Raw genomic sequence first — 22,305 nt, forward strand, 5'->3', positions numbered from 1 at the left:
TGACAAGCAATGCATCTTGCGGACGTGTTTGCCTAGACTCTCTAAGTCCGACCCGAAAGTCCCGACCCGCTCTCGTCGATCACAGATCGACGTAGTTACGCCACGGATGGGCCTCTTTGAAGCCGAGAACCTCGCGTGCCTTGCGGTTCGAAATCGGTGCCTCGTCGGGGCCCATTTCGCGCGTGATCGGCGTGTTCGGGCAGTATTTCTGCAAGAACTCGGTGGTCGGCATATCGGCGGTGATGGTGTCGTTGACCGCGTTGAACGCCTGATAGCCCAAACCGTCTTTCTCGATGCACAGATGCACGATCTCGCCCAGATCGCGGGCATCGATATAGCTCCAGGCGTTGCGCTTGCGGCTCATCGGGTCGGCAAGGAAATTCTTGAACATGCCGTATTCATCGGGCTCGATCACATTGCCGATGCGCAGCGCATAGATATCCGCACCGTAACGGGCTGCGAAGGCGCGGGCGGTCTTTTCGTTGCAAACCTTCGAGAGACCGTAGCTGTCCATCGGGTCGCTATCGTAATCCTCTTCGAGCGGGAAGGAATGGAAATCCTTGTCGCCCTCGGCGAAACACACGCCATAGGTCGTCTCGGAGGATGCAATGATCACCTTGCGAACGCCCAGCTTCATCGCCGCCTCGATCACGTTATACGTGCTCATGACATTGGCCTGATAGGTGACATTATCGGGCTCGATCAACACCCGCGGGATCGCGGCGAAATGCACCACCGCATCGGGGGCCGAGGGCGGCGCGCCCTTTTCGAACCCGCCGAAGTCGTGATGCGTGGTCAATGCGTTGAACACCGCGCCGCTATCGGTCACATCGGTGATCAGCGTATTCACGCCGGGCACATCAAGCGGCTTGAGGTCGAGGTTGAGCACATCGTAGCCCTTGCTCAGCAGATATGGCACCGCATGACGCCCCGCCTTGCCGGTTCCGCCTGTAAACACTACGCGCTTGGTCATTTCAGTCTCCGTTTCATTCTTTCGGTTCTAAGGTTTTGCGGGATGGCCTTAGCCGGTCGCCGCCAGCATCACACTTTCCTGCGTTGCGTCTTTTCGGGGTAGCTCTCCGCTGATCTGTCCTTCTTTCAGTACAATCACCCGGTCGCTGATCGCCAAGATCTCTGGCAGATCCGACGAGACCACGATGATCGACATGCCTTCCTCGGCCATCTTGCCCAGCAACGCATGAACCTCGGCCTTGGCGCCGATGTCGATCCCGCGAGTGGGTTCGTCCACGATCAGGATCTGCGGGCGCCGCGCGGCCCATTTCGCCAGCACAACCTTCTGCTGATTGCCGCCCGAAAGATTGAGCACCTTCTGCTCGGGCGACGGGGTCTTGATGCCAAGCGACCGGATGTAGTCGGCGCAGGCTGCGGTCTCCTTGCTGCGGTTCACGAAGTTCAGGCTGCAATAGTCACTCAAATGCGTCAGGGAGAAGTTTTCGCGCACGGACATGCCGAGGACAAGCCCCCGCGACTGCCGATCCTCGGTCACGAAACCGATACCCTGCGTGATCGCGTCCGAGGGCGAGCCGATGCGCACCTGGGTGCCGTTGATGGAAATCTCGCCGCTATAGGGCCGACTGCCGAAGATCATCTCCATCACCTCGGTCCGGCCCGCACCGACCAGCCCGAAGAAGCCGAGCACTTCGCCACGATGCAGATCAAATTCGATATCGCGCACGAATACGCCTTCGTCTTTCGCGCGCTTTTCAGTCAGGTTGCGCACCGACAGCAGCACCTCGTCGGTGGCGTGACTGCGATGATGCCCGAAGAGCTGATCGAGTTCGCGGTCAACCATCAGCCGCACCAGTAAGTCGCTCGTCATGTCGCTGATCGGGCGGGTATCCACGGTGCGCCCGTCGCGCAGCACGGTAACGCGGTCGGCGATCTCGAAGATTTCCTCGAGCTTATGTGAGATGAAGACAATGCCCACACCTTGCGCGGTCAGCTTGCGCGCCATGCGCAAAAGTGTGGATGACTCGTGATGGCTTAGTGAGGCGGTCGGCTCGTCCATGATGATGAGCTTGGATTTATAGGAAATCGCGCGGGCGATCTCGATGAGCTGGCGCTGCCCGATCGAGAGCGTGCCGACCAGTGCCTCGGGGTCGATCTCGACGCCCAGCTCGGCCAGCACCGCACGGGTGTCAGCGTTCATCCGTTTCCGGTTGATCAGGCCAGTCGGTCCCAGCGGCTCACGCGCCAGAAAGACGTTCTCGGAGACGGTAAGATTGTTCACCACCGCGAGTTCTTGGTAGATGATCGAGATGCCGAGCGCGCGGGCATGCACCGGGTTCTTGATGACGACCGTTTCGCCATCAACCCGGATCTCACCGCCCGGATCGGCGCGCAGCACCCCGGTCATGATCTTCATGAGAGTGCTCTTGCCGGCCCCGTTCTCACCGGCCAGGACATGCACCTCCCCGGCGTTAAGATGCAGGTCGACACGGTCGAGCGCCTTGACCCCCGGAAAGGTCTTGGAGATGCCGGTCATTTCGAGAAACGGTTTCATCGCAGCCTCGGGCATGGGGAATATTGGGCGGGACCATTTTCGGCCCCGCCCAGATCTTGTCAGAGCTTACTTGGTGTAGCTATCGAGGTTGTCGGCCGTCACGACGGTCACACCGGTATCGACGTTCTGGGGATCGGTCTCTTCGCCCTTGATCTGGGCCACGAGATGCTCAACCGCCAGCTTGCCCATCGTGATCGGGCGCTGCACCATGATGCCGTCGATGAAGCCTTCCTTCACGCCCTTGATCGTGTCGGGCAGATCGTCAAAGGCAAAGACCTTGATCTTACCCTTCATGTCGCTGAATTCCTGCTGCGCGAGCACTTTGGCCACAGCCGGACCACCGACCTGACTGATGCCGAAGATGCCCGACAGGTTGGGATTGCCGCGCAGGAGCGCCTCGGTGACGGAGACGGCGCGTGCCAGATCGTCCTCGGTGCCCTCGGTTGCGACCAACTTGATGTCGGGATATTGCGCCAGCGCTTCCTTCACGCCGTCGATCCGCTCATTGAGGTTCGATGCGCCAAGCTGACCGGTGACGATCGCCACCTCGCCCTTACCGCCAAGCGCCTTGGCCATAGTGTTGCCCATGGTCACGCCGGCCTGTTTGTTGATCGTGCCGATATACATGCTGCGGCTGCTATTGGCGCTGTCGCTGTCGAAGGTGACGACCTTGATGCCAGCGGCAGTGGCCTGCTTGATGATGCCCTCGACCGATTTCGGCTCGTTGACCGAGATTCCGATGCCATCAACGTGGCGCGCCATCAGATCTTCGATGATCTTTACCTGGGTCGCGCCTTGCGTGTTGGCGGGCACCACCCACTGGTAGTTCACACCCATCTGCTTGGCGGCCTCGGCACCGCCAGTGTTGCAGTCATCAAAGAACGGCACAGCCACCTTCGGCACCAGTGCCACGGTGATGTCCTTGGCAAGCGCGGCGCCCGCCCCCATGCCCGTTGCGAGGGCCATAACCGCCGCGGCGGCTTTCATTCCAATACGCATCTTTTTTCCTCCTCCGGACTCGACCTTTGTTGCGGCGAGCCCCTGTTGTTGATGCAGTTTCAGTTTCACACCCCGCACCGGGGCCTTGTGGTCGTTCGGATTTCGCGCGCGCCCTCTCCTCTGGCGAGACGCGGCCCGACTTCTTGGTCTTTATTTCTCCCGAGCAGGGCGGCTCAGCCGCGCCCACCCATCCGATTGCGCAGCACATCCAGGCTGACCGCGATCAAGATCACGCCGCCAGTAATGGCCTGCTGGGCATAAGTGTTGATATTGAGAAGCACGACGCCGTTGGCGATTTCGCCGATCAAGGCCGCGCCGATGACCGCGCCAAGCACCGAGCCGATCCCACCTGCGAGGCTTGCCCCACCGATCGCGGCCGCGGCGATCACCTCAAGTTCAGAGCCGAAACCCGAGGCAGGTTCTGCCGACAGGTAGCGCGAGAAGGCGATCACCCCGGCAAGCGCGGAAATCGTCGAGGACAAGACATAGACCGCAAGCTTGACGCGCTGCACCTTGACCCCGCTCAGGCTGGCGGCGTTTTCGTTGCCGCCGGTTGCATAGACGTGGCGACCAAAGCGGGTGCGCGTCATGACAATCGTGAACACAAGCGTCAGCACCAGCAAGATCACCACCGGCACCGGGACCGGCCCAACATAGCCCTGCCCCAGCACGCTGAAGCTTTCAGGGGTGTCGGGGGTGAGCGGCACACCATGCGTAATCATGTACATCATCCCGCGACCGATACTGAGCGTGCCCAGCGTCGCGATGAAGGGCGGCAAGCCAATCGCGGTGATCAGCAGCCCGTTGGTCAAGCCGAAGGCTAACCCAACGCCAAGCCCCGCGGCGACCGCGACATATTGCGAAAAACCCGCATCGAAACACAGCGCGGTAATCAATCCCGCCAACCCCATAGCAGAGCCGACGGACAGATCGATCCCGCCCGTGATGATGACCATCACCATGCCAATACTCATGATCGCGGTGAGCGAGAATGCCCGCGACACCCCCATCAGGTTCGACACGGTAAGGAAATACGGCGTGAACAGACTGATCAGCACTCCCATTAGGACCAGCGCGATCAGCACGTTGAATTCGCGCATTTGCCGCAGTTGAAGCAATTGTTGCAGAACTCGCATGGATTTCCTTTCCGTCGGCGCGACCGAATTATCAGACAGTGCCAAAACGCCCCTCCCTTCTCGGCTTCCCCGACGCTCTCCGCACAGATCCCAGAGCCGAACGTATCGGTTGGGGACTGGAGGGACGGACGAGGAATCATCCGAAATGCTAGCGCTGCCATTTCTTTTGTGACAGCGCTGTCATACTGCGGTGGACATAATAGAGTTGTCAATTAGCAAATAGCAAAAACTTGACTTCAGAGGCACACCGCAAGGCCACCTACCCCTTGCCGGAACGCGGTTCAGAGGCCGCTAAAGGCGTTTCATACAAGGCTTTCGGGACATTGGGCTTGTCATCCGAGCATCACCGTGGTGATAATCGACAAAAATGACAGCGCTGTCATGCCTTACTGGATGACCGCGCCACCGCAAGCCCGACAGGAGCCACACCATGCCCGAACGAAGACACGAATCACCGAACCAACTGGCAATGATCCATACCGTCGCGGGATTGATTCCCGATCTTGAGACGCTGACCCGGAGACACCTGCCGGAGTGGCAGGTCTTCAACATGCTCGACGAAAGCCTGCTGCGCCTAACGATCCGCGACGGCGCCGTCAGCGCAATGACCGCGCGTCGACTGACAGGGATAATATGGTCGGCCGTCGACGCCGGGGCCGACGCAGTGCTTGTGACCTGCTCGAGCCTCGGAAATGCGGTCGAGATGATCGCCCCGCTCTGCCCTGTGCCGCTGTTGCGGATCGATGCCGGGATGGCGCAGGCGGCGGTGGCGAATGGCGGTCGCATTGGCGTGCTCGCCACCTTGCAAACCACGCTGACGCCCACCGCCGACCTGATCGCAGCAGTGGCCCGCGAGACCGGCGCGTCCTGTACGGTGACGAGCCAACTGGTCGAGGGCGCCTTCGAGACGCTGCAGTCGGGCGACCGCGAAAAGCACGACGCGCAGGTGGCCGAGGGAATCGCCCGACTTGCCCGAGAAAGTGACGTGGTGGTGCTGGCGCAAGCCTCGATGGCACGCGCGCTCGACCGGCTCGAACCCCGCCCGAACGGCCCGCCAGTGCTGACAAGCCCGGCCCTCGGCATCGCCCATATCGCAAAAATTCTGCCGCGCTGATCCCGGCCGGCGAAAAGACATCCAACAGGAGGAGATAGCAATGAAATACAGAACACTCGGACGATCGGGCCTCAAAGTCTCGGTGCTCACGATGGGCACTTTCACCTTCGGCGGCGCGGGGGCCTTTAAGGCCGTCGGCAGCCAAGGCGTGCCCGAAGCAAAGCGCCTGGTCGACACCTGCATCGACGCCGGGATCAACCTTTATGACACGGCCAACATGTATTCGACGGGCCTCTCGGAAGAGATCCTCGGCGAGGTGCTCGACGGGCGGCGCGACGATGTGCTGATCTCCTCTAAGGCGCGGATGCGCATCGCCGACGGACCCAACGACGAGGGGGTCTCGCGCTACCATCTGATCCGTGAGTGCGAACGCTCGCTCAAGCGGCTGCGCACCGACCGGATCGACATCTACCACATGCACGAATGGGACGGCGTGACCCCGATGGAGGAGATGATTTCAGCGCTCGACACGCTCGTGCAGCAAGGCAAGGTGCGCTACATCGCTTGCTCGAACTTCTCGGGCTGGCACATCATGAAGGCGCTCGGCGTCAGCGACCGCGCTTTTCGCGAGCGCTTCGTGGCGCAACAGATCCACTACACGCTGGAAGCCCGCGAGGCGGAATACGAGCTGCTGCCGATCTCGGTCGATCAGGGGCTTGGCGTGCTCGTCTGGAGCCCGCTGGCCGCGGGCCTGCTCTCAGGCAAACACCGTAGGGGCGCGGGCGCACCCGAAGGCTCGCGGCAATTCGCCGGCTGGACCGAACCGCCGATCCGCGATGAAGAGAAACTGTGGAACATTGTCGATACACTGGTCGAGATCGGCGATGCGCATGGCGTCTCGGCGGCGCAGGTCGCGTTGGCTTGGCTGCTGACCCGTCCCGCGGTCAGCTCGCTGGTGATCGGCGGGCGTAACGAGCAGCAGTTCCGCGACAATTTCCGCGCCGTGGATCTGGAACTGAGCGAGGACGAGCTGAAACGACTGCACGAGGTCAGCAAACTGCCGCTGATTTACCCTTACTGGCACCAGCAACAATTCGCTTCGGGTCGGTTCAGCCCGGGTGATTGGGCGCTCCATCGCGACTACATGGGCAGCTAAGGTCGGGCGCGCTTTCGTCTCAGGCGAAGGCGCGCATCCAACCCAGACCTTCCTCGGTCCGTCCCGCAGGATGGTATTCGCACCCCACGTAGCCGTCATAGCCCAGCGCATCGAGTGCGCGCAGCACCCGTATATCATCAAGCTCGCCGCTCCCCGGCTCGTGCCGGTCGGGAACCGCCGCGATCTGCACATGCCCGATGATTGGCGCCAACTCTCGCAGTCCCATAAGCACGTCGCCATGCAGGATCTGTCGATGGTAGATGTCGAATTGTAGCTTGAGGTTGGGCAGGCCTAATGCATCGATCAACTCGGCAGCGAACGCGAAATCATTCAGGAAATAGCCCGGAATATCCCGGCTGTTGATCGGCTCAATCACCACATCAAGCCCCTTCGCGCCAGCCGCATCGCAAAGCCGCCGCAGCGCCTCGCGATAAGCCTCCTGCGCCGCTGGTTCCTGGCGCGGCGCGAGGCCGCTCATCATGTGCACCCGCCCGACCCCGGTCGCCTCAGCATAGCGCAGCGCGGTATCGATCGACGCGCGGAATTCCTCGGCTCGCTCGGGAAGCGCGGCCAGCCCCCGGTCACCTGCCGCCCAGTTTCCGGGCGGCAGGTTAAAGAGCGCCTGCGTCAGCCCATGGGCCTGCAAGCGTTCGGCAATCGCCTCCGGCGGGTGATCGTAGGGAAACAGGTATTCGACCGCGTCGAACCCTGCCTGCCGGGCCGCCCCGAACCGGTCGAGGAAATCGTGCTCGGTGAACATCATCGTCAGGTTGGCGGCAAATTTCGGCATCGTTCAACCCTCGCCCGCCAAGCCGCCCGCCGCGGGCAGTTCAAGCCCCGCGATATTGGCCAGCATCCGTGCCACAGACGCGTCGTCGTCGCGCCCCATCCCGGCCGCGGCGGTCATGACGAACATCTGCAAGGCGGTGCTTGCTATCGGGGTCGGAAACTTCAGGTGCCGTCCGATATCGGCGACGATCCCGAGATCCTTGGTAAAGATGTCCACCGCGCTGCGTGGGCTGTAATCGCCCTCAAGCACATGCGGCACGCGGTTCTCAAACATCCAGGAATTTCCGGCTGAGGCGGTGATCACCTCGTAGACCTTCTCAAGATCGAGACCCATCGCCTTGGCGAAGGTGATCGCCTCGCAGGCGGCCGCGATATGCACTCCGGCAAGAAGCTGATTGACCACCTTGAAGGCAGCCCCCGTGCCCGCTTCCTCGCCCAATTCATAGACCTTGGCCGCAACGCAATCGAGCACCGGGCGGATCCGGGCGAAGACCTCGGACGGCCCCGAGCCCATGACCGTCAACTCGCCGCTTGCCGCACGCAGGGCCCCGCCGCTGATTGGCGTATCAAGAAAATCCTGCCCCGCCTCGACGCAACGCGCCGCAAACTGGCGCGCGCGGTCAGGGGCCATCGTGGCGCATGACATCACGACGCCGCCCGACCCCATAGCCGCGACAGCCCCGCGCGGGCCAAACAGCACCTGCTCGGTCTGATCGGCATTGACGACCACCGCGATCACAAGGTCCGCAGCCTGCGCTCCGGTCATGGGATCGGGCGCCACGGCACCGCCCAGGGCTGCGAATCGCTCCATCGCTTCGACATTCACATCGACGCCCGTCACTGCGAACCCAGCGCGCAGCAAGCTCTCGGCCATGCCGAATCCCATCGATCCCAGACCGATAACGCAGACCTTCGTCTCATGGGGTGACTTCATCCAGAATACCTCTCAATAGCCGATTTTTTATCTCAATCCCGCACCCCTCCAGCGTCGTTCTTGCGCTTGCATTGCTGGAATGATAGCGTTGTCATTACATCGTTAGCCCGAGCCATGATGGCATTGCAAGGGCTATGTGAAATCACCGCCCCGAGCTATCGGGGCGACCAGTGAGGCATGCATTGAGGGGGGGAATTTTATGCTGATAGGAGCGGTGGCCGACGATATTACCGGCGCCACGGACCTGTGCCTGATGCTGTCGCGCAGTGGGCTGAAGACCCGGCAAGTGATCGGCCTGCCCGGGCCGCATACGGACCTGTCGGGCGCCGACGCGGTGGTGGTAGCGCTCAAGTCGCGCACGATCCCCGCAGCGGAGGCCGTCGAGATGTCGCTGCAAGCCGCGCAAGCCCTGCGCGATGCCGGGGCGCAGCGTCTCATGTTCAAATATTGCTCGACCTTCGACTCAACCGATGCGGGCAATATCGGCCCTGTCATCGAGGCGCTGATGGACTTCACCGGCGCGGAGCAGACAATCGCCTGCCCCGCCTTCCCCGCCACCGGGCGCACAGTCTACAAGGGCCATCTCTTCGTGGGTGACCGGCTGCTCTCGGAAAGCCCGCTCAAGGATCACCCGCTCACGCCGATGCGCGATTCTGACCTCGTGCGGGTATTGGGGCGGCAGACCCGACTCCCGGTCGGTTGCATCGATATCACGACGATCCGGCAGGGAGAGGGGGCGCTGCGCGCGGCCCTCGACGCGGCGCGCAAAGCTGGCACGCGTATCGTTGTCACCGACACGCTTGACGAAACGGACCTGATGGTTCTCGGCGCGGCCTGCGCCGACATGCCGCTGATCACGGGCGGTTCGGGGATCGGTCTGGGCTTGGCCGCCGCGCTGCGCGCACAGACCGATCCGCGCCCTGCCCCGACCCGAATGCCAGCACCGGCGGGTCGCACAGCGATCCTTGCGGGATCCTGCTCGGTTGCGACGCGCGGCCAGATCGCGACCGCGCAGGCCGCGGGTCTGCCGAGCTACGCGATTGATGTGAACGCGCTAAGCGAGGGACTACAGGAAGCATCTGAGATCGCCGACTGGGCAATCGCGCAGCCTGCCAACAGCACGCCGCTCATCTATTCGAGCGCCGAGCCCGGGCAGCTTGCCAAAATCCAGTCCCGTCTGGGCCGTGAGGCCTCAGGTGCGCTGGTTGAGGACACGCTCGCGACTGTCGCCAAGCGCCTGAGCGACGCAGGTTTCACCCGGATGCTGATCGCGGGCGGCGAGACCTCGGGGGCAGTCACCGCAGCCCTTGGCGTCAGCCTGCTCGAGATCGGCCCCGAAATCGATCCCGGTGTGCCCTGGACGGCGAGCCTGTCAGAACCGCACCTCGCACTGGCCCTGAAATCGGGGAATTTCGGCTCCGAGGATTTCTTCCTCAAGGCGTGGGACCTGCTGGAGCCGGAGGCAGAACATGTCTGACGAAACCCGCCTGCGCGACCAGATCTGCACCATCGGGCGTTCGCTCTTTGATCGCGGCCTGACCGCCGGTTCGTCGGGCAATATCTCTGCCAGACTGCCTGATGGCGGCTGGTTGATGACGCCCACGAATGCCTCCCTCGGCACGCTCGACCCGGCGCGCATTTCGCAATTCGACGGCGATGGCAACTTCGTCTCGGGCGACAAGCCGACCAAGGAATCCTTCCTGCATTTCGCGATGTATGACGAGCGCCGCGACGCCGGGGCGGTGATCCACCTGCATTCAACGCATTCGACTGCCGTCTCGATCCTGCGCGACATCGACCCCGAGGACGTATTGCCACCGCTGACCGCCTATCACATTATGCGCGTGGGCAAGCTGCCGCTGGTGCCCTATTACGCGCCGGGCGACCCCGAACTGGCTGAGGCCGTGCGCTCCCTTGCGAGCGCCCATCACTCGGTCCTGTTGGCCAATCACGGCCCCGTCGTCGCTGGCACCAGCCTGTCAAACGCACAATATGCTGCCGAGGAGCTGGAGGAGACCTCCAAGCTGTTCCTCGCGTTGCAAGGGCACGCCATTCGCCCGCTGACCCCGGCGCAGGTCTCTGACTTGCGTGCACGCTTCAATCTCTGACCCATCGACCTTAGCGGAGTATCCAATGACTAAACCCCAAGAAACCATCGGCTTCATCGGCACCGGCCTGATGGGCCATGGCATGGCCAAAAACATCGTCGAGAAAGGCTTTCCGCTTACCGTGATTGCCCATCGCAACCGCAAGCCGATCGAGGATCTGGTGTCGCGCGGCGCGACCGAGGCGAGCTCCTACGAAGAGCTTGCCAGCCGTTCCTCAATCATCTTCTTGTGCCTGACCGGTGCCCCCGAGGCTGCCGAGGCGGTGGCAAAATTGCGGCCCGGATTGCAGCCCGGCAGCGTGATCGTGGATTGCTCGACGGGCGAGCCCACGGTGACGATGAAGCTTGCGCAGGACATGGAGGCGATCGGCGTGGCCTATGCTGACGCTCCGCTCAGCCGCACCCCGAAGGAAGCCTGGGAAGGAACGCTCGATTGCATGGTCGGCGCGGACGAGGACTTGTTCGCGCGGCTCGAGCCGGTAATCGACACCTGGGCTGGCAAAATCGTGCGCGTGGGCGGCTTGGGTGACGGGCACCGCATGAAGCTGCTCAACAACTTTATCTCGCTGGGCTATGCCGCGCTCTATTCCGAGGCGCTCGCGCTCTCGCGCAAAGTCGGCATACCTATCGAGCAATTCGACAAGGTGATCCGCGGCGGCCGAATGGATTGCGGCTTTTACCAGACCTTCATGGGCTACGCGCTTGAGGGCAACCGCGAGGCGCACCGCTTCACGCTGTCGAATGCCTACAAGGACCTACGCTACATCGAATCGATGGCCAACGCCGCCACGGTCGCCACCCCGCTGACCAGCTCCGTCAAGAACGCCTTCGCGATGGCGATGGCCACAGGCGGCGACGGCTCTGAAGATTACGTACCGCACCTCGCGGATTTCGTGGCCCGCGCAAACGGGCTCGATTAACAGGGCGCAGAAGATGCGCGAAGGCGGCCCGGCATTGCATTGCCGGGCTGCCGAAACTGTCGACGCGAAAACACCGCATCAGCGCGCGAAACCCGCCTATACGTGCGCGAGATCAAAATCACCGACTCCATCATCCCCAGGACATAGCGAGCAGCCCTATACATCCCAGTGCCCCGATGCGCGCGACAAGGATATGCGTCGGCTAGCACAGACGGACGAATTGCGCTGCCATTGTCTGCCGAACCGAGCATGAGACCAACTGCCGGCGCAGGCTCTTGCGTGCAGCCGTAACAAACCTTCTCTCGCGTCATGCCCGGCGCCGCCACCCTCAGAAGAGCCAGACTGTGGTCAGCATCTGCTGTATGACTATTTCCCCACCGCATCTGGGATGCGCTGACCACAAGCCGCTGTGGAATATCCGAGCTAAGCGCCACTGCATCGACAAACCCTTGACGAGGGCAGAACCCGTTTACGCCCCTATGCATGGTCAAATTTGCGCAACGCCACACATCGCCTCAAGGAGCGCCTAGGCATTCTCATGCGTCTGATTGAAGACGGGAAGCGCATGCGCGTCGTCAAACGCATGAGCCGCGATGGGTATGAACCTATCCTCATCACCGTCGACGAAGTGGAGCCGCTTCTGCTGCGTCCATAGGCCCCGGGCGTGAGCCCCGACATCTTCGCGCGGCTACGACCCTTCGAAATAAGCGGGGGTGCCACGGGCTTCCACGGATTCCGCGATCCGACGAAGGCCATGGGTATAGGCCGCATCACGCATCGACAGGCCCATTTCGTTGTGTAAAGCCCAGATCGCTTGCGTTTCGGTCTCCATCGTTTGTTTCAGGTGATCGCGGACACGCGAACTGTCCCAATAGAAACCGGACCTGTTCTGAACCCATTCCAAGTGCGAAACCGTGACCCCGCCAGAATTCGCGAGGATATCGGGCACGATAATTTGCCCTGCTTCGCTCAGCTTTCGATCGGCCTCGGGTGACACGGGCCCGTTTGCCATTTCAAGAATGATGCGGGCGTTGATCTTGTCGCAATTGTCGAGCGTGATCTGTCGCTCCAATGCGGCGGGCACCAACACGTCGCACTCAAGCTCCAACAGCTCGGCGTTTGAAATCTCCTTCGTCTTACCTTGACCCTTTGCCCCTTTCACGCCGCCTGTCTCATGCTTGTGCTGCATGACAGCCAGCGGATCCAAACCGCTTTTGTCGTAAATGCCGCCGCCAGAATCCGAGATGGCGATGATTTTATATCCGTCTGCATGAAGGAGCTTGGCGCAGTGATAGCCGACATTTCCAAACCCTTGGATCGCCACGGTGGCGGTATCGGGGTCGAGCGCAAGCGAGGATTCCAGATGGCGCAGGGTATAATATCCACCGCGCGCCGTCGCATCGACGCGTCCGTTCGTGCCACCGAAGGCCAACGGCTTGCCGGTAATTGCGCTCGGAGACGCCTGCCCTGAAATCGAACTGTATTCGTCCGCCATCCAAGCAATGACGATGCCATTGGTATACATGTCCGGCGCCAGAATATCGCGATCGGGGCCAATGAACGGGGCGAATGCCTCGATATAAGCCCGGCTCAACCGCTCTAACTCGTTGGCCGAAAGCGCCTTTGTGTCCACGCAAACCCCGCCCTTCCCGCCGCCAAACGGCAGGTTGGCGACGGCACATTTGAACGTCATCCAAAAAGAAAGTGTCTCGATTTCGTCGAGCGAGACGTTTGGATGAAATCGGACGCCGCCCTTGGTTGGTCCACGCCGATCATTGTAGCGACACCGCCAAGACTTGAAGGCCCGACGGCTCCCGTCGTCCATCCGGATCAAAAGAGTGGCGGCCAGCGTTTCGCGCGGCCATTTCAGCTCTTCGAACACATCGGGGTGGATGCTGAGCCGCTCACAAGCGCTGCGCAGAGACTCGCGGGATTTCGCCAGCATCCCGATGGTTGGAAGCACGTTTTCCTCTAGAGCTTTCTTCTGGGTCGGCATTGTTTCGGACCTCCATGATGTGGCCTGCAAGCACGATATGCGCACAGTCTGGTTCGATTATCGTCAGACATGCCGCAGTGTCGTTGATATGTCTCAATCTCTCATCGCAAAACCAGCGAGGCCCGCTTCAGGACCATAGCCGCTTAGCGGAGGTGCGACACTCGGATAGTCGCTTTCGGCCACCGCCAGCCGGTCATCGGTGTCGCCCCCCTTGACCGCTACCAGCCAAAACACGACATTCCTATCTTGCGCAGCATAAGGCTCCGTCCAGACCATGACGGGCGCAGACCGGACTATCACTGCACGTAGCATAGACGTCTGCTTTGCCCCGTGGTTAGCCCGAAAAGAAGCTCAAGCCAGCGTTGGCGTTTGCTTCCGGTCGGCATTGAAGCGCCATTGGTCCGAGCGGCAATGTCGACTCGGCAAACGACCGGAATGGTGTCGGTCATCCTGCCTTTGGCTGGGCTGGATTGGCCGCCCCCCCCCGCAAATAGAAGAACATCACTGTTAGGATCTCGAACCGTGGGACGCAGGGGCCCCTCAACCTGCTGGTGCCCTGCCGGGTGACAGACAGCACCGACATCAAGGTCCTTGGTGACGGAGCCCTCTGGACCGATTGCTTTGCATTCGCCTGCCGGGCAATGGGTGGAGCCCTCGACCCGAGGCTCCTCCTGTTCAGGGCTGAAGCGATCCACTGGATCCTATCCAAGACGCCCTTCACCCCGTTGATGCCACACTGCGATCCTTGAACGCGGCGGCAAAAAGAAGCCTAAATCACGTCGTAAGCTGTTCGAAGGACAGAGAGCAGTTCAGTGATCGCTGACATTCGCAAGACCGAAAAGCTGCCTGTGGTGCTGGGCGGTGATCTTAATGAAACGTTAAACACCGACGTGCTTGGCCCTCTCACCGTTGCATCCGATCTATTCACCCTTACCGCGGGTGATCCGCATGGTCCGCCGCGAAGTGCCGATACAGATCGGCAGTACAGGGAAGAAATGGCATCTAGGAACCATTCACGGTGAAAGCCTTGGATCGCATAAGCCAAGGTCCGATTTGTCCGCATAACAGCCCTCAGCCAAGGTGATTTCTGCGCTATGCATGAAAGTCCGCTTGCGCAAGGCCCGCAGGGGCGCGTCAAAGCCGGGGTTGCGCCGATGATCTACCTTTCACAGCACCTGTCATTGACGGATGCGCTGCGATTTAGCGACGCTCAAACCAAGGTTGCTGCGGCTTTTGAATGCCTGTGGGCTGATCCTGTTCCACCTTGCGCCAGACGGTGCTCTCGACAGGGGCAATCGTCGCATCGCGGCCTTTCACAAAGCTCTGCTCGCGCACGATCAAACGATAGGCGGCGTTGAGGGCATCGGCGCGCTCCGGTGAGGGCAGGATCAGTGCGCCGATATCGTCGCGCAACGCGGCGGCGCGGACGGGCGGCAGTTCGCCATTCTTAAGCCATGCCTCAATCACCTCGGCATTGGCGCGGAACTCATCCCCGGCGGCGTTGCTCGTGAGGTAATGGGCGTAGTCGCCCGTACCGTCGGCGCGGATCAGATCTGGTGTACCGACAAGGCTCTTTTGGCTCCAGTGATACCAGCCATCACGGAACGCGCCTTTGCCGAGCTTGCGCGCGAAGGCAAAGGTGGAATCGTCATTCGTGCCTAAGGTGCCATGGCAGCCGATGCAAAACACGGTTTCCTCAAAGCTCTGCGGGCGCAGGTCGCCGCTGGTATCCTCGATGAAGCCCTGCAGGCGCCAGCCGAAGGCGTTGGGGATACCGGTCTCGGAGTTGCCGAAAAACTGTTTCGTGCGATCCGGGAAGGCGTTGTCTTCTTTCAGTTCGGCCAGCGCGGTTTCCTCAAGCGCGGCATAGGTGATCCAGTCTGTTTTGCGCATGTAGCGCAGCTCTTTCAGCCGCGCCGCCATGGCGATGCCCGCTGGCATCGGGTCAATATAACGCACCGTATGCACAAACTCAGTGCCCTTGGGATAAAGCCCGGCGGCCAGCTTCGCCCCCTCGGCCCCGGCGCGCCCCGCATAGTGCATCGTGATGCCGTCGAGCGGTGCGAAGGCAAATTTCACGCGCGATGCGGTGCCCATCAACCCGTCACGGTCGAGATCAACGCCCATGGCGCTCTCGTCGGTGGGCGTGATCGCCACGTCCTTGCGGGTGATCAGCGCCTCTATGATCGCGAAATTGGTCTTGTAGATGGTCAAATCGGGGGTGCCGTCTACCCTCTCGCGAAAGGCCTTGGGCAAACGGATCAGCACATCATCGGTCGAACCATTGGTGGGCCAGAACGTGCCGGGCAGCGGCTGATAGGCGAAGGCGCGCCACCCCGTCAGCGCACCATTGGGGCTGCGGTCAAAGCCCTCGTCGTCAATGGAAAACTGCACATCCGGCGTGTAACCATCCCATGCGCCGTTCCCATCGACATCCCAAGCGGCTGGCGGCACGGCCAGTTTCGCAGCAAGCGCGATGTCGCCTTGCGCGTCGTGGTAATTGTCTTGACGCACATAGGCGCGGATCTCGGCGCTTTTGGTCGCGGCGACCTTGGCGCGACGATCCACGAAAAGGTTCGTCCAAGGGTTTTCCAGCGCAGGCGCGGGAAAGGCGTATTCGGTCTGAAGATCGGCGTCGCGCACGTAATTGGGGCTGCGCGGATAGGTGTGACAGGTCTGGCACGGGTTATGCGCATTGCCCACCTCGTCCTGCGTCTTGGTGTAGCATTGCGAGGGGATATAGGCCGTTGGATTGCCCAGGATCGTGGTCTTCAGATCGACCGCCCCGGCCATTGTGACAGAGCCCAGCAAGGCTAATATCGAGATACGCAGCATCGGGTTTGGTCCTGTTCGCGTTCGAAAAAGCGAGGCCCGGTTGCCCGGGCCTCGCCAATGCCATGTGGAAGGCCCAATCAGTGGGTCTTGGCGGCCTCATCCATCGGCGGGAACGGGCCGACATAGCCGACATAGGCGCGCGCCTGAGCCGGGTCCGTCAGCTTGTCCTCATCGCTTTCGCCATAGGGGTGCTGGATCACCGCCATCAGGTAGCCGTGGCCTTTGATATTCGGATACCAGTAGGTCGAGGTGGTCTCGGACCCGTAGGGCGTGGACAGGATACGGGTCAGCTCTTTGGTGTCGGTGTTCATCGCCCAGATCGCATCGTTCTGGTGGCCCGAGCCGGTATCTTCGCCGATGATCAGCGTATTATAGCCCGGGATATAGGTGATGTTATCGGGGTTCGCGATGCCGTTGATATCGCAGGAGTTCAGTTCAGCCGTGTCGCCACACATATCGTGCGTGGGATCGCAGTTCGCATCCATCGCACTGGCCTTGCGCTCTTCGGTCAACGGCTTGCCCGAAATGAAGCCCATGATCTTCGTGGCGTCATACTTGTCATCAAGCGAGAGCGAATAGACCGTGCCGCACTTGTTCTTGGGCAGACGGATTGCGTTCATGCCGCCCTTGTCCTGCTTGGCGCCGTCTTCCATGCCCTTCTCGACCGCCGACATCGATAGATACATCTGGTGCTTGTCGGGATCGTAGGTGATGCCTTCCATCTTGCGGAACTCGGTCGTCGCGCCCTTCATCGAGGCATAACGGCGGGTTTCCAGACGCGACGCCAGCATATCCATGCCGTCTTTGACCCTCAGGCATTCGGCATTGCCTTTGGCGTTCGTGGCCGAAAAGCCCTCGGGGCATGTGCCGTCATCACCGATCTCGGCGGTCTCGAAGATATCCGAGAACTGGATGCCGGATTCGATGGCCTTTTGAACGCTCGCATCATCTGCATGACCCAGATCGACCCATTCGAGATCGGCGGCTCCGCCGTCCTGATCCGAGGTCTGGTTCCATTTCGCGGCATAAAGCGTGCCTGCCGAAAGATCGCCTTCCTTATCTGCCTCAAAGCGGAACAGGCCCACATTCGTGCCGTCATCCGAGATATAGGCGGTCTTGCGGTCGGGCATGACATAGGCCAGCTCGACAGCCACCCGGCCCATCGAGAAATGCTTATGCGCGGTGCCTTCGCCGTCATCGGAAATCGCGATCTCGGTTGGGAAGCCATAGCGATAGGGTTTGTAGGCATCGCGGAACTGATCAAGCGTCATATCCTCGGGGTTCAGCCCCGCATACCGCACCATCGGAAAATCATAATCGTCGATCTCATCAAGCGAGGTGGCCGCTTCGATGACGCGTGCATCGGCGGGGTATTCCTCAGAGCCCAGATGGGTCTCCCACGGGGTCACCGAGCCTGCGCAAGGCACCCAGAGGCCGTGGAATTCGGCGAAATTGATCGGCTTGGTCGAGATCAGCTTGAGGTTGCCCTCGCCATCCTGCTCGACCTCGCTGAGATACATCGCACCGGGGCGCGATTCAAAATTCGTGACCGAATACAGCTTGTCGCCCTGACGGAGCAACGAGGTGAAATCCGCGTCTTCCGAGATATGCTCGGAGCCGTCGGCGGACTTGATCGGGTTGCCGTCCTTGTCGGTCAGCAGGGCGAATGTGTGATCGCCGATCTTGTCGCCCGAGCGCGCCATCACATGATAACCAATGGCGTAATCCTTGCCGTCGACGGTGACCTTTTCAGAGGCGATAGCGGCACGTTTGGCTGCGTCATCCTTGGCAAAAGGCACAGGCGCGAAGGACAGATCCCCTGCTTGAGCCGCAAGCGGCAGCAGGGCAATGGCGGTGGCTTGAAGAAGAGCGGAACGAAGCGACATAGCTGGTCCTTGATTGGTTGCGTTCACCTTCTCATAACGAGATTGTGATTCCGTTTTGTGACGCTTTCCCTCTCAAATTCTTCTCAAAGCGCTCCGCTCCAAATGCGTCTCAAACATCGCGTTGCGCTAAATTGGGCGAACGTCCAGACATCGGGCGACAGCGTGGGGCATTCTGAATTCAGACGTTTCAGAAGGCAGCCTGCTGAGCTGAGGCAGAGCGTTCGAATTTACGGATCGCGGACAGGATTGCGAGCGGGATGAGTGTCGTCACGACGATGGCAAGGAAGGCCACCGCCATGCCTTCGCCCACTGATCCCTGATCGAACTGGCGCCAGATATAGGTGCCGATCGTATCGGTGCCGACGGGCGCAATAAGGAGCGACGCGACAAGTTCACGCGCGGCCACCGTAAAGACCAACAGCATCGCGGCCAGCACGCTCGGGGCGACCAGCGGCATCAGGATGCGCTGCGCCGTACGAGCGGCACTCGCCCCATGCACCCGCGCTGCGGCCTCCAGCGACGGATTGACCTGCTGAAAAGCCGCGACCGTGTAGCGCACCGGCTGGGGCAGCAGGATACACACATAGGCGAGCACCAGAATAGCCAGCGTATTATAGGGCGTGATTGGCAGCGCAGGTTGGTTCCACAGCAAGATCAGACCCAGCGCGACCACCACCCCGGGGGCGGCATTGGGCAACATGGCGAGTGCTTCGATCACGCCGCCACCGGGTTTTGGACCGCGCCGCGTGACATATGCGATGGCAATCCCAAGAAGTCCTGCAAGCAGCGCCGCGATCACCCCGAGACCAAGGCTTGTGCCCATCGCGGACAGCGCGCCGGACCGATCGCTCAGCACGGCCTCGAAGTTCTGCAAGCCCATATTCGACACCGCAAGCCCACCGGACAGCGTGCGGCTTAACGCGGTGGCGAGAATGGCCAGCAACGGCGCGCCGGTTGACAGGAACGCTACAAACGCGAACGCGCCAAGCGCCGGGCCGCGCCAGACCCCAAGACTGCGCGTCGGGGCGCGCGGGGTTTTGCCGCCCACCACATCAAAATCGCGCGCCGTCGCAATCCGTTTTTGCATCGCAAACGCCGCAAGCGAGATCGCCATCAGTGCAAGCGACAGAAGAGCCGCCTTGGGCAGATCGATCGGCCAGTCCGAGATCGACGTGTCGATCCCGGTCACCAGAACCTCGAAACCAAACTGCGCGCCCAGCACGGCCGGCGTGCCGTATTCCTCAATCGACATCGCAAAGACGAGCAGCAAGCTGGCCGCCAGTGCGGGCGTGGCAAGGGGAAGCGTGACACGCCAAAATGCCCGGCCCGGCCCAGCGCCAAAAACGCGGCTTACATCCGAGAACCGCGACCCGATTGCCGCGAAACTGCGCGAGGCGGCAAAATAGATCACCGGGAAGGAATGCAGCGCCATGACAAAGACGATGCCGGGATAAGAGAACAGGAATGGCGCAAGATTGACCCCGGTGAGCTGTTGCAAATAGCCCATCGGTTGCAAGCTGAGGATCCAGCCGAGCGTCGCGATATAGGGCGGGATCATGAACGGCACCAGAAACAGCAGATCCCAGATCAGCGCGCCGGGCAGTCGGTAAAGCGCGCGGATCGCCGCAAGGGGCACGGCAATCACGCTGGACGCGAGCACGACACCGACGCCCAGCAGCAGGGTGTTGCGCGCTTGGCGGGTGAAATCTTCCGAGGCGAGCGTGGCGTGCAGATGATCGAAAGGCCGGGCAAAAGACCCGGCCCCGATCTCGGGAAATATCGCCTGAAGCAAGATGAAGACGAAGGGCAGGACCACGACGACGATCAGGGCCGCAGCCGTGAGCGGTCTCAAAATGCCGCGCGGTGCCTGCCCCCCTTGCATCGCTTACTTCCCAAAGGCCTTGGCGAAGCTGTCGAGAATTGCGCCACGCTTGGCATAGACCGCATCATCGCCGGGCAGCAGGTTGAGTTCCGTGATCGTCGGGCGCAGCGCCTTGATGTCGGTGCGCGCGGGCATCAGGTAGGTCTTGGCGACCTCTTCCTGACCCTTCTCGGACAGAACGAAATCGATGAACTTCTTCGCGTCCTCAGCGTTCTTTGTCGATTTCAGGATCATCATCGGGCGTGGTGCGACGACAGTGCCCGATTTCGGGAAGATCACGTCAATCGCCTCGCCCTTGGCCTTGGCCCCAAGCGCGATGTAGTCGACCGCCCCAAAGACTGCGGCCTTGGCGCCTTGCAGAACCGGGTTCAGCGCGGCCTTGTTGGCCCCCGCCACCAGCGCGCCATTGGATGCCAGATCGCCAAACAGCGCGTCCTGACCAGCGCCCGAAAGGGCTGCCACCAGCTCAAATGCCGACCCCGATTGGGCCGGATCGGGCATGGTCACCATGCTTTTATAGGCGGGCTTGGCAAGATCGGACCAATCTTCGGGCTTGGGCGTGCCCGATTTCGGGTTCCAGGCGATCGCCAGCGCGGCTGCGCCTTGCGCAACGGCGGTGTCGGTTTTCAGGAAATCGGGAACCTTGGCCGCGTTGGGCGAGGTATAGGGCAGCAGCAGCCCTTGTTTCGCGAATGACGTCGCGGTGTCCCAAGAGGCCGAGATCAGAACATCGGCCTGCGGATTGGATTCTTCCGCCTTGAGGCGCGCCATGACCTTGCCGGTGGTCGCCTGATAGAGGTTCACCTTGATGCCCGATTGGGCGGTGAAATCTACCGCAAGCGCCTTGGCAAGCCCCGCAGGCCCCGCCGTGTAGACGGTGACATCGGCTTGGGCGCTAACGCCCATAAGGCTGAGCGTGAGGGCCAGAAGGCCGCTGCGAAGGGTCGTTTTCATCGGTATCTCTCCGTTGGATCGGGACGTCAGTTAGCGTTTGGCGTGTGAAACCAGCGCAGCGCCTCGGGGGCGATGTGCAGATTGAGTTGCGCGCCGCGCGCGACGCGGCGCGGCGAAGCGATCTGGAGTTCTACGTTGCCGGGCAAAGCGACCGTGACCTGGTAATCTTCGCCCCGATACAGGCAGCGCAGCACATGCGCAGAAAAGACCGCCTCTGCGGGCGCGCAAATGCTCAAGGCACGCCGGGGCAGCAGAACGCTGGTCGCGCCCTCGGGCGGGGTGATATACGCGAAAAGCACCCCGTTGGCCCCGACTGGCAGCACCGCGCCAAGGCGCAAGAACTCGGCAATCCAAGGCGTGGCAGGTTCGTTTACCAGTGTCTCTGGCGTGCCCCTTTGCGCGATCTGACCTGCGCGCAGGATTGCGACCTCATCGGCCAGCGAAAAGGCCTCGGCGTGATCATGGGTGACGTAAAGGGCCGTCAGACCGAGATCCGCGACGAGGCTGGCAATCTCGTCGACCATGCTTTCGCGCAGCTCGCGATCAAGGTTCGACAGCGGCTCGTCGAAGAGGATGGTTTTCGCACCCGAGGCAATTGCTCGCGCGATCCCGACGCGTTGCTGCTGCCCGCCTGACAGCGCCGAGGGACGGCGCGTGCCCATAGCCCCAAGCCCGACCTGATCCAGCGCGTCCTTGGTGCGCTGCTCGCGCTCAGAGCGCCCGACCCCCTGCATTTCAAGCGGGAAGGCGACGTTGCGGGCCACGCTCATATGCGGCCAAAGCGCGTAATCCTGAAACACCATGCCAAGTCCGCGCCGTTCGGGCGGCACGAAAAGGTTTTGCGCAGGCGCGGCCACGCACTTGCCGTGAACGGACACTTCCCCCGCACTGGGCGTCTCAAGCCCCGCCAGAACCCGCAGCAGCGTCGTCTTGCCACTGCCGGACGGGCCCAGCAGCGCCAGCGCCTTGCCGGGCTGAATCGTCAGATCAATGCCGCGCAATATCTGTGCTGCGCCATAGTTGAGGTGCAGGGCGCTGACCGCAATAGCGCTGGGTATTGCGCCATCGGCTCTGGCCTCTGGTTGGCGATCGATTTGGCGTTTGTTAAATTCGAGCATTGTCCGGTCCGATTG

Annotated in this window: 18 protein-coding genes and 1 pseudogene; 6 read left to right on the forward strand and 13 right to left on the reverse strand. The window is 61.5% G+C overall.

Going from position 1 to position 22,305, the window contains the following annotated elements; all coding sequences use genetic code 11:
- Positions 1 to 79 precede the first annotated feature (79 nt).
- From QZ571_RS01385 to QZ571_RS01400, 4 genes are all read right to left on the reverse strand, one after another.
- Entirely contained in the window at positions 80 to 973 is an 894-nt protein-coding gene (locus QZ571_RS01385) for an NAD(P)-dependent oxidoreductase (protein WP_295530559.1), read from the reverse strand.
- A 48-nt stretch (positions 974 to 1,021) separates the two neighbouring features.
- Entirely contained in the window at positions 1,022 to 2,524 is a 1,503-nt protein-coding gene (locus QZ571_RS01390; RefSeq protein ID WP_295530562.1) for a sugar ABC transporter ATP-binding protein, read from the reverse strand.
- Between the two features lie 66 nt (positions 2,525 to 2,590).
- The gene (locus QZ571_RS01395) at positions 2,591 to 3,523 is read right to left on the reverse strand and encodes a sugar-binding protein (protein ID WP_295530565.1); all 933 of its coding nucleotides are present in this window, start codon (positions 3,521 to 3,523) and stop codon (positions 2,591 to 2,593) included.
- 173 nt (positions 3,524 to 3,696) lie between these two features.
- On the reverse strand, positions 3,697 to 4,659 hold the full coding sequence (locus QZ571_RS01400) for an ABC transporter permease (RefSeq protein WP_295530568.1): 963 nt from the start codon (positions 4,657 to 4,659) through the stop codon (positions 3,697 to 3,699).
- Between the two features lie 430 nt (positions 4,660 to 5,089).
- On the opposite strand from QZ571_RS01400, the gene QZ571_RS01405 reads away from it, so the two are divergent.
- Complete coding sequence (locus QZ571_RS01405) at positions 5,090 to 5,773, forward strand: aspartate/glutamate racemase family protein (protein ID WP_295530571.1); 684 nt, start codon at positions 5,090 to 5,092, stop codon at positions 5,771 to 5,773.
- A gap of 40 nt (positions 5,774 to 5,813) precedes the next feature.
- Positions 5,814 to 6,869 (forward strand): aldo/keto reductase, encoded by a 1,056-nt coding sequence (locus QZ571_RS01410; RefSeq protein ID WP_295530574.1) that lies wholly within the window; start codon positions 5,814 to 5,816, stop codon positions 6,867 to 6,869.
- 19 nt (positions 6,870 to 6,888) lie between these two features.
- On the opposite strand, the gene otnI is transcribed toward QZ571_RS01410, so the two are convergent.
- Complete coding sequence (otnI, locus tag QZ571_RS01415) at positions 6,889 to 7,659, reverse strand: 2-oxo-tetronate isomerase (RefSeq protein WP_295530577.1); 771 nt, start codon at positions 7,657 to 7,659, stop codon at positions 6,889 to 6,891.
- A gap of 3 nt (positions 7,660 to 7,662) precedes the next feature.
- On the reverse strand, positions 7,663 to 8,592 hold the full coding sequence (gene ltnD, locus QZ571_RS01420) for an L-threonate dehydrogenase (protein WP_295530580.1): 930 nt from the start codon (positions 8,590 to 8,592) through the stop codon (positions 7,663 to 7,665).
- Between the two features lie 199 nt (positions 8,593 to 8,791).
- Between ltnD and otnK the strand changes: the two genes are divergently transcribed.
- From otnK to QZ571_RS01435, 3 genes are read left to right on the forward strand one after another with little or no spacing between them, the layout of a single operon-like run.
- Positions 8,792 to 10,069 (forward strand): 3-oxo-tetronate kinase, encoded by a 1,278-nt coding sequence (gene otnK, locus QZ571_RS01425; protein WP_295530583.1) that lies wholly within the window; start codon positions 8,792 to 8,794, stop codon positions 10,067 to 10,069.
- Positions 10,062 to 10,700, forward strand: coding sequence for a 3-oxo-tetronate 4-phosphate decarboxylase (otnC, locus tag QZ571_RS01430; protein WP_295530586.1), 639 nt, complete (start codon positions 10,062 to 10,064; stop codon positions 10,698 to 10,700). Before otnK ends, otnC begins: the two co-directional genes overlap by 8 nt.
- Before the next feature lie 25 nt (positions 10,701 to 10,725).
- Complete coding sequence (locus QZ571_RS01435) at positions 10,726 to 11,619, forward strand: NAD(P)-dependent oxidoreductase (protein WP_295530589.1); 894 nt, start codon at positions 10,726 to 10,728, stop codon at positions 11,617 to 11,619.
- Between the two features lie 688 nt (positions 11,620 to 12,307).
- On the opposite strand, the gene QZ571_RS01440 is transcribed toward QZ571_RS01435, so the two are convergent.
- Complete coding sequence (locus tag QZ571_RS01440) at positions 12,308 to 13,615, reverse strand: Glu/Leu/Phe/Val dehydrogenase (RefSeq protein WP_295530592.1); 1,308 nt, start codon at positions 13,613 to 13,615, stop codon at positions 12,308 to 12,310.
- Between the two features lie 93 nt (positions 13,616 to 13,708).
- Complete coding sequence (locus QZ571_RS01445; RefSeq protein ID WP_295530595.1) at positions 13,709 to 13,849, reverse strand: hypothetical protein; 141 nt, start codon at positions 13,847 to 13,849, stop codon at positions 13,709 to 13,711.
- Between the two features lie 186 nt (positions 13,850 to 14,035).
- On the opposite strand from QZ571_RS01445, the pseudogene QZ571_RS01450 reads away from it, so the two are divergent.
- Positions 14,036 to 14,217: pseudogene (locus QZ571_RS01450) on the forward strand (transposase); the annotation flags it as partial.
- Between the two features lie 598 nt (positions 14,218 to 14,815).
- Here QZ571_RS01450 and QZ571_RS01455 read toward each other — a convergent pair.
- The 5 genes from QZ571_RS01455 to QZ571_RS01475 form a co-directional block, all read right to left on the reverse strand.
- Positions 14,816 to 16,450, reverse strand: coding sequence for a hypothetical protein (locus tag QZ571_RS01455; protein ID WP_295530598.1), 1,635 nt, complete (start codon positions 16,448 to 16,450; stop codon positions 14,816 to 14,818).
- Positions 16,451 to 16,527: 77 nt separating this feature from the next.
- A complete protein-coding gene (locus QZ571_RS01460; protein ID WP_295530601.1) occupies positions 16,528 to 18,336 on the reverse strand; it encodes an alkaline phosphatase PhoX in 1,809 nt (602 codons plus the stop codon).
- A gap of 187 nt (positions 18,337 to 18,523) precedes the next feature.
- Positions 18,524 to 20,218, reverse strand: coding sequence for an iron ABC transporter permease (locus tag QZ571_RS01465; protein ID WP_295530604.1), 1,695 nt, complete (start codon positions 20,216 to 20,218; stop codon positions 18,524 to 18,526).
- Between the two features lie 3 nt (positions 20,219 to 20,221).
- The gene (locus QZ571_RS01470; protein WP_295530607.1) at positions 20,222 to 21,172 is read right to left on the reverse strand and encodes an ABC transporter substrate-binding protein; all 951 of its coding nucleotides are present in this window, start codon (positions 21,170 to 21,172) and stop codon (positions 20,222 to 20,224) included.
- Positions 21,173 to 21,198: 26 nt separating this feature from the next.
- The gene (locus tag QZ571_RS01475; RefSeq protein WP_295530610.1) at positions 21,199 to 22,290 is read right to left on the reverse strand and encodes an ABC transporter ATP-binding protein; all 1,092 of its coding nucleotides are present in this window, start codon (positions 22,288 to 22,290) and stop codon (positions 21,199 to 21,201) included.
- Positions 22,291 to 22,305 lie beyond the last annotated feature (15 nt).

This window comes from uncultured Thioclava sp. (genome assembly GCF_913064665.1).
In the GTDB taxonomy this organism is placed as follows: Bacteria; Pseudomonadota; Alphaproteobacteria; order Rhodobacterales; family Rhodobacteraceae; genus Thioclava; species Thioclava arctica.

Excerpts from the sequence above, each read along its gene's own strand:
- otnK (WP_295530583.1), top strand. The coding sequence starts at position 8,792 with ATGCTGATAGGAGCGGTGGCCGACGATATTACCGGCGCCACGGACCTG.
- QZ571_RS01435 (WP_295530589.1), top strand. The coding sequence starts at position 10,726 with ATGACTAAACCCCAAGAAACCATCGGCTTCATCGGCACCGGCCTGATG.
- QZ571_RS01390 (WP_295530562.1), bottom strand. The coding sequence starts at position 2,524 with ATGAAACCGTTTCTCGAAATGACCGGCATCTCCAAGACCTTTCCGGGG.
- otnC (WP_295530586.1), top strand. The coding sequence starts at position 10,062 with ATGTCTGACGAAACCCGCCTGCGCGACCAGATCTGCACCATCGGGCGT.
- QZ571_RS01400 (WP_295530568.1), bottom strand. The coding sequence starts at position 4,659 with ATGCGAGTTCTGCAACAATTGCTTCAACTGCGGCAAATGCGCGAATTC.
- QZ571_RS01385 (WP_295530559.1), bottom strand. The coding sequence starts at position 973 with ATGACCAAGCGCGTAGTGTTTACAGGCGGAACCGGCAAGGCGGGGCGT.
- QZ571_RS01395 (WP_295530565.1), bottom strand. The coding sequence starts at position 3,523 with ATGCGTATTGGAATGAAAGCCGCCGCGGCGGTTATGGCCCTCGCAACG.
- QZ571_RS01475 (WP_295530610.1), bottom strand. The coding sequence starts at position 22,290 with ATGCTCGAATTTAACAAACGCCAAATCGATCGCCAACCAGAGGCCAGA.
- QZ571_RS01455 (WP_295530598.1), bottom strand. The coding sequence starts at position 16,450 with ATGCTGCGTATCTCGATATTAGCCTTGCTGGGCTCTGTCACAATGGCC.
- ltnD (WP_295530580.1), bottom strand. The coding sequence starts at position 8,592 with ATGAAGTCACCCCATGAGACGAAGGTCTGCGTTATCGGTCTGGGATCG.
- QZ571_RS01465 (WP_295530604.1), bottom strand. The coding sequence starts at position 20,218 with ATGCAAGGGGGGCAGGCACCGCGCGGCATTTTGAGACCGCTCACGGCT.
- QZ571_RS01405 (WP_295530571.1), top strand. The coding sequence starts at position 5,090 with ATGCCCGAACGAAGACACGAATCACCGAACCAACTGGCAATGATCCAT.
- QZ571_RS01460 (WP_295530601.1), bottom strand. The coding sequence starts at position 18,336 with ATGTCGCTTCGTTCCGCTCTTCTTCAAGCCACCGCCATTGCCCTGCTG.
- QZ571_RS01410 (WP_295530574.1), top strand. The coding sequence starts at position 5,814 with ATGAAATACAGAACACTCGGACGATCGGGCCTCAAAGTCTCGGTGCTC.
- QZ571_RS01470 (WP_295530607.1), bottom strand. The coding sequence starts at position 21,172 with ATGAAAACGACCCTTCGCAGCGGCCTTCTGGCCCTCACGCTCAGCCTT.
- otnI (WP_295530577.1), bottom strand. The coding sequence starts at position 7,659 with ATGCCGAAATTTGCCGCCAACCTGACGATGATGTTCACCGAGCACGAT.
- QZ571_RS01440 (WP_295530592.1), bottom strand. The coding sequence starts at position 13,615 with ATGCCGACCCAGAAGAAAGCTCTAGAGGAAAACGTGCTTCCAACCATC.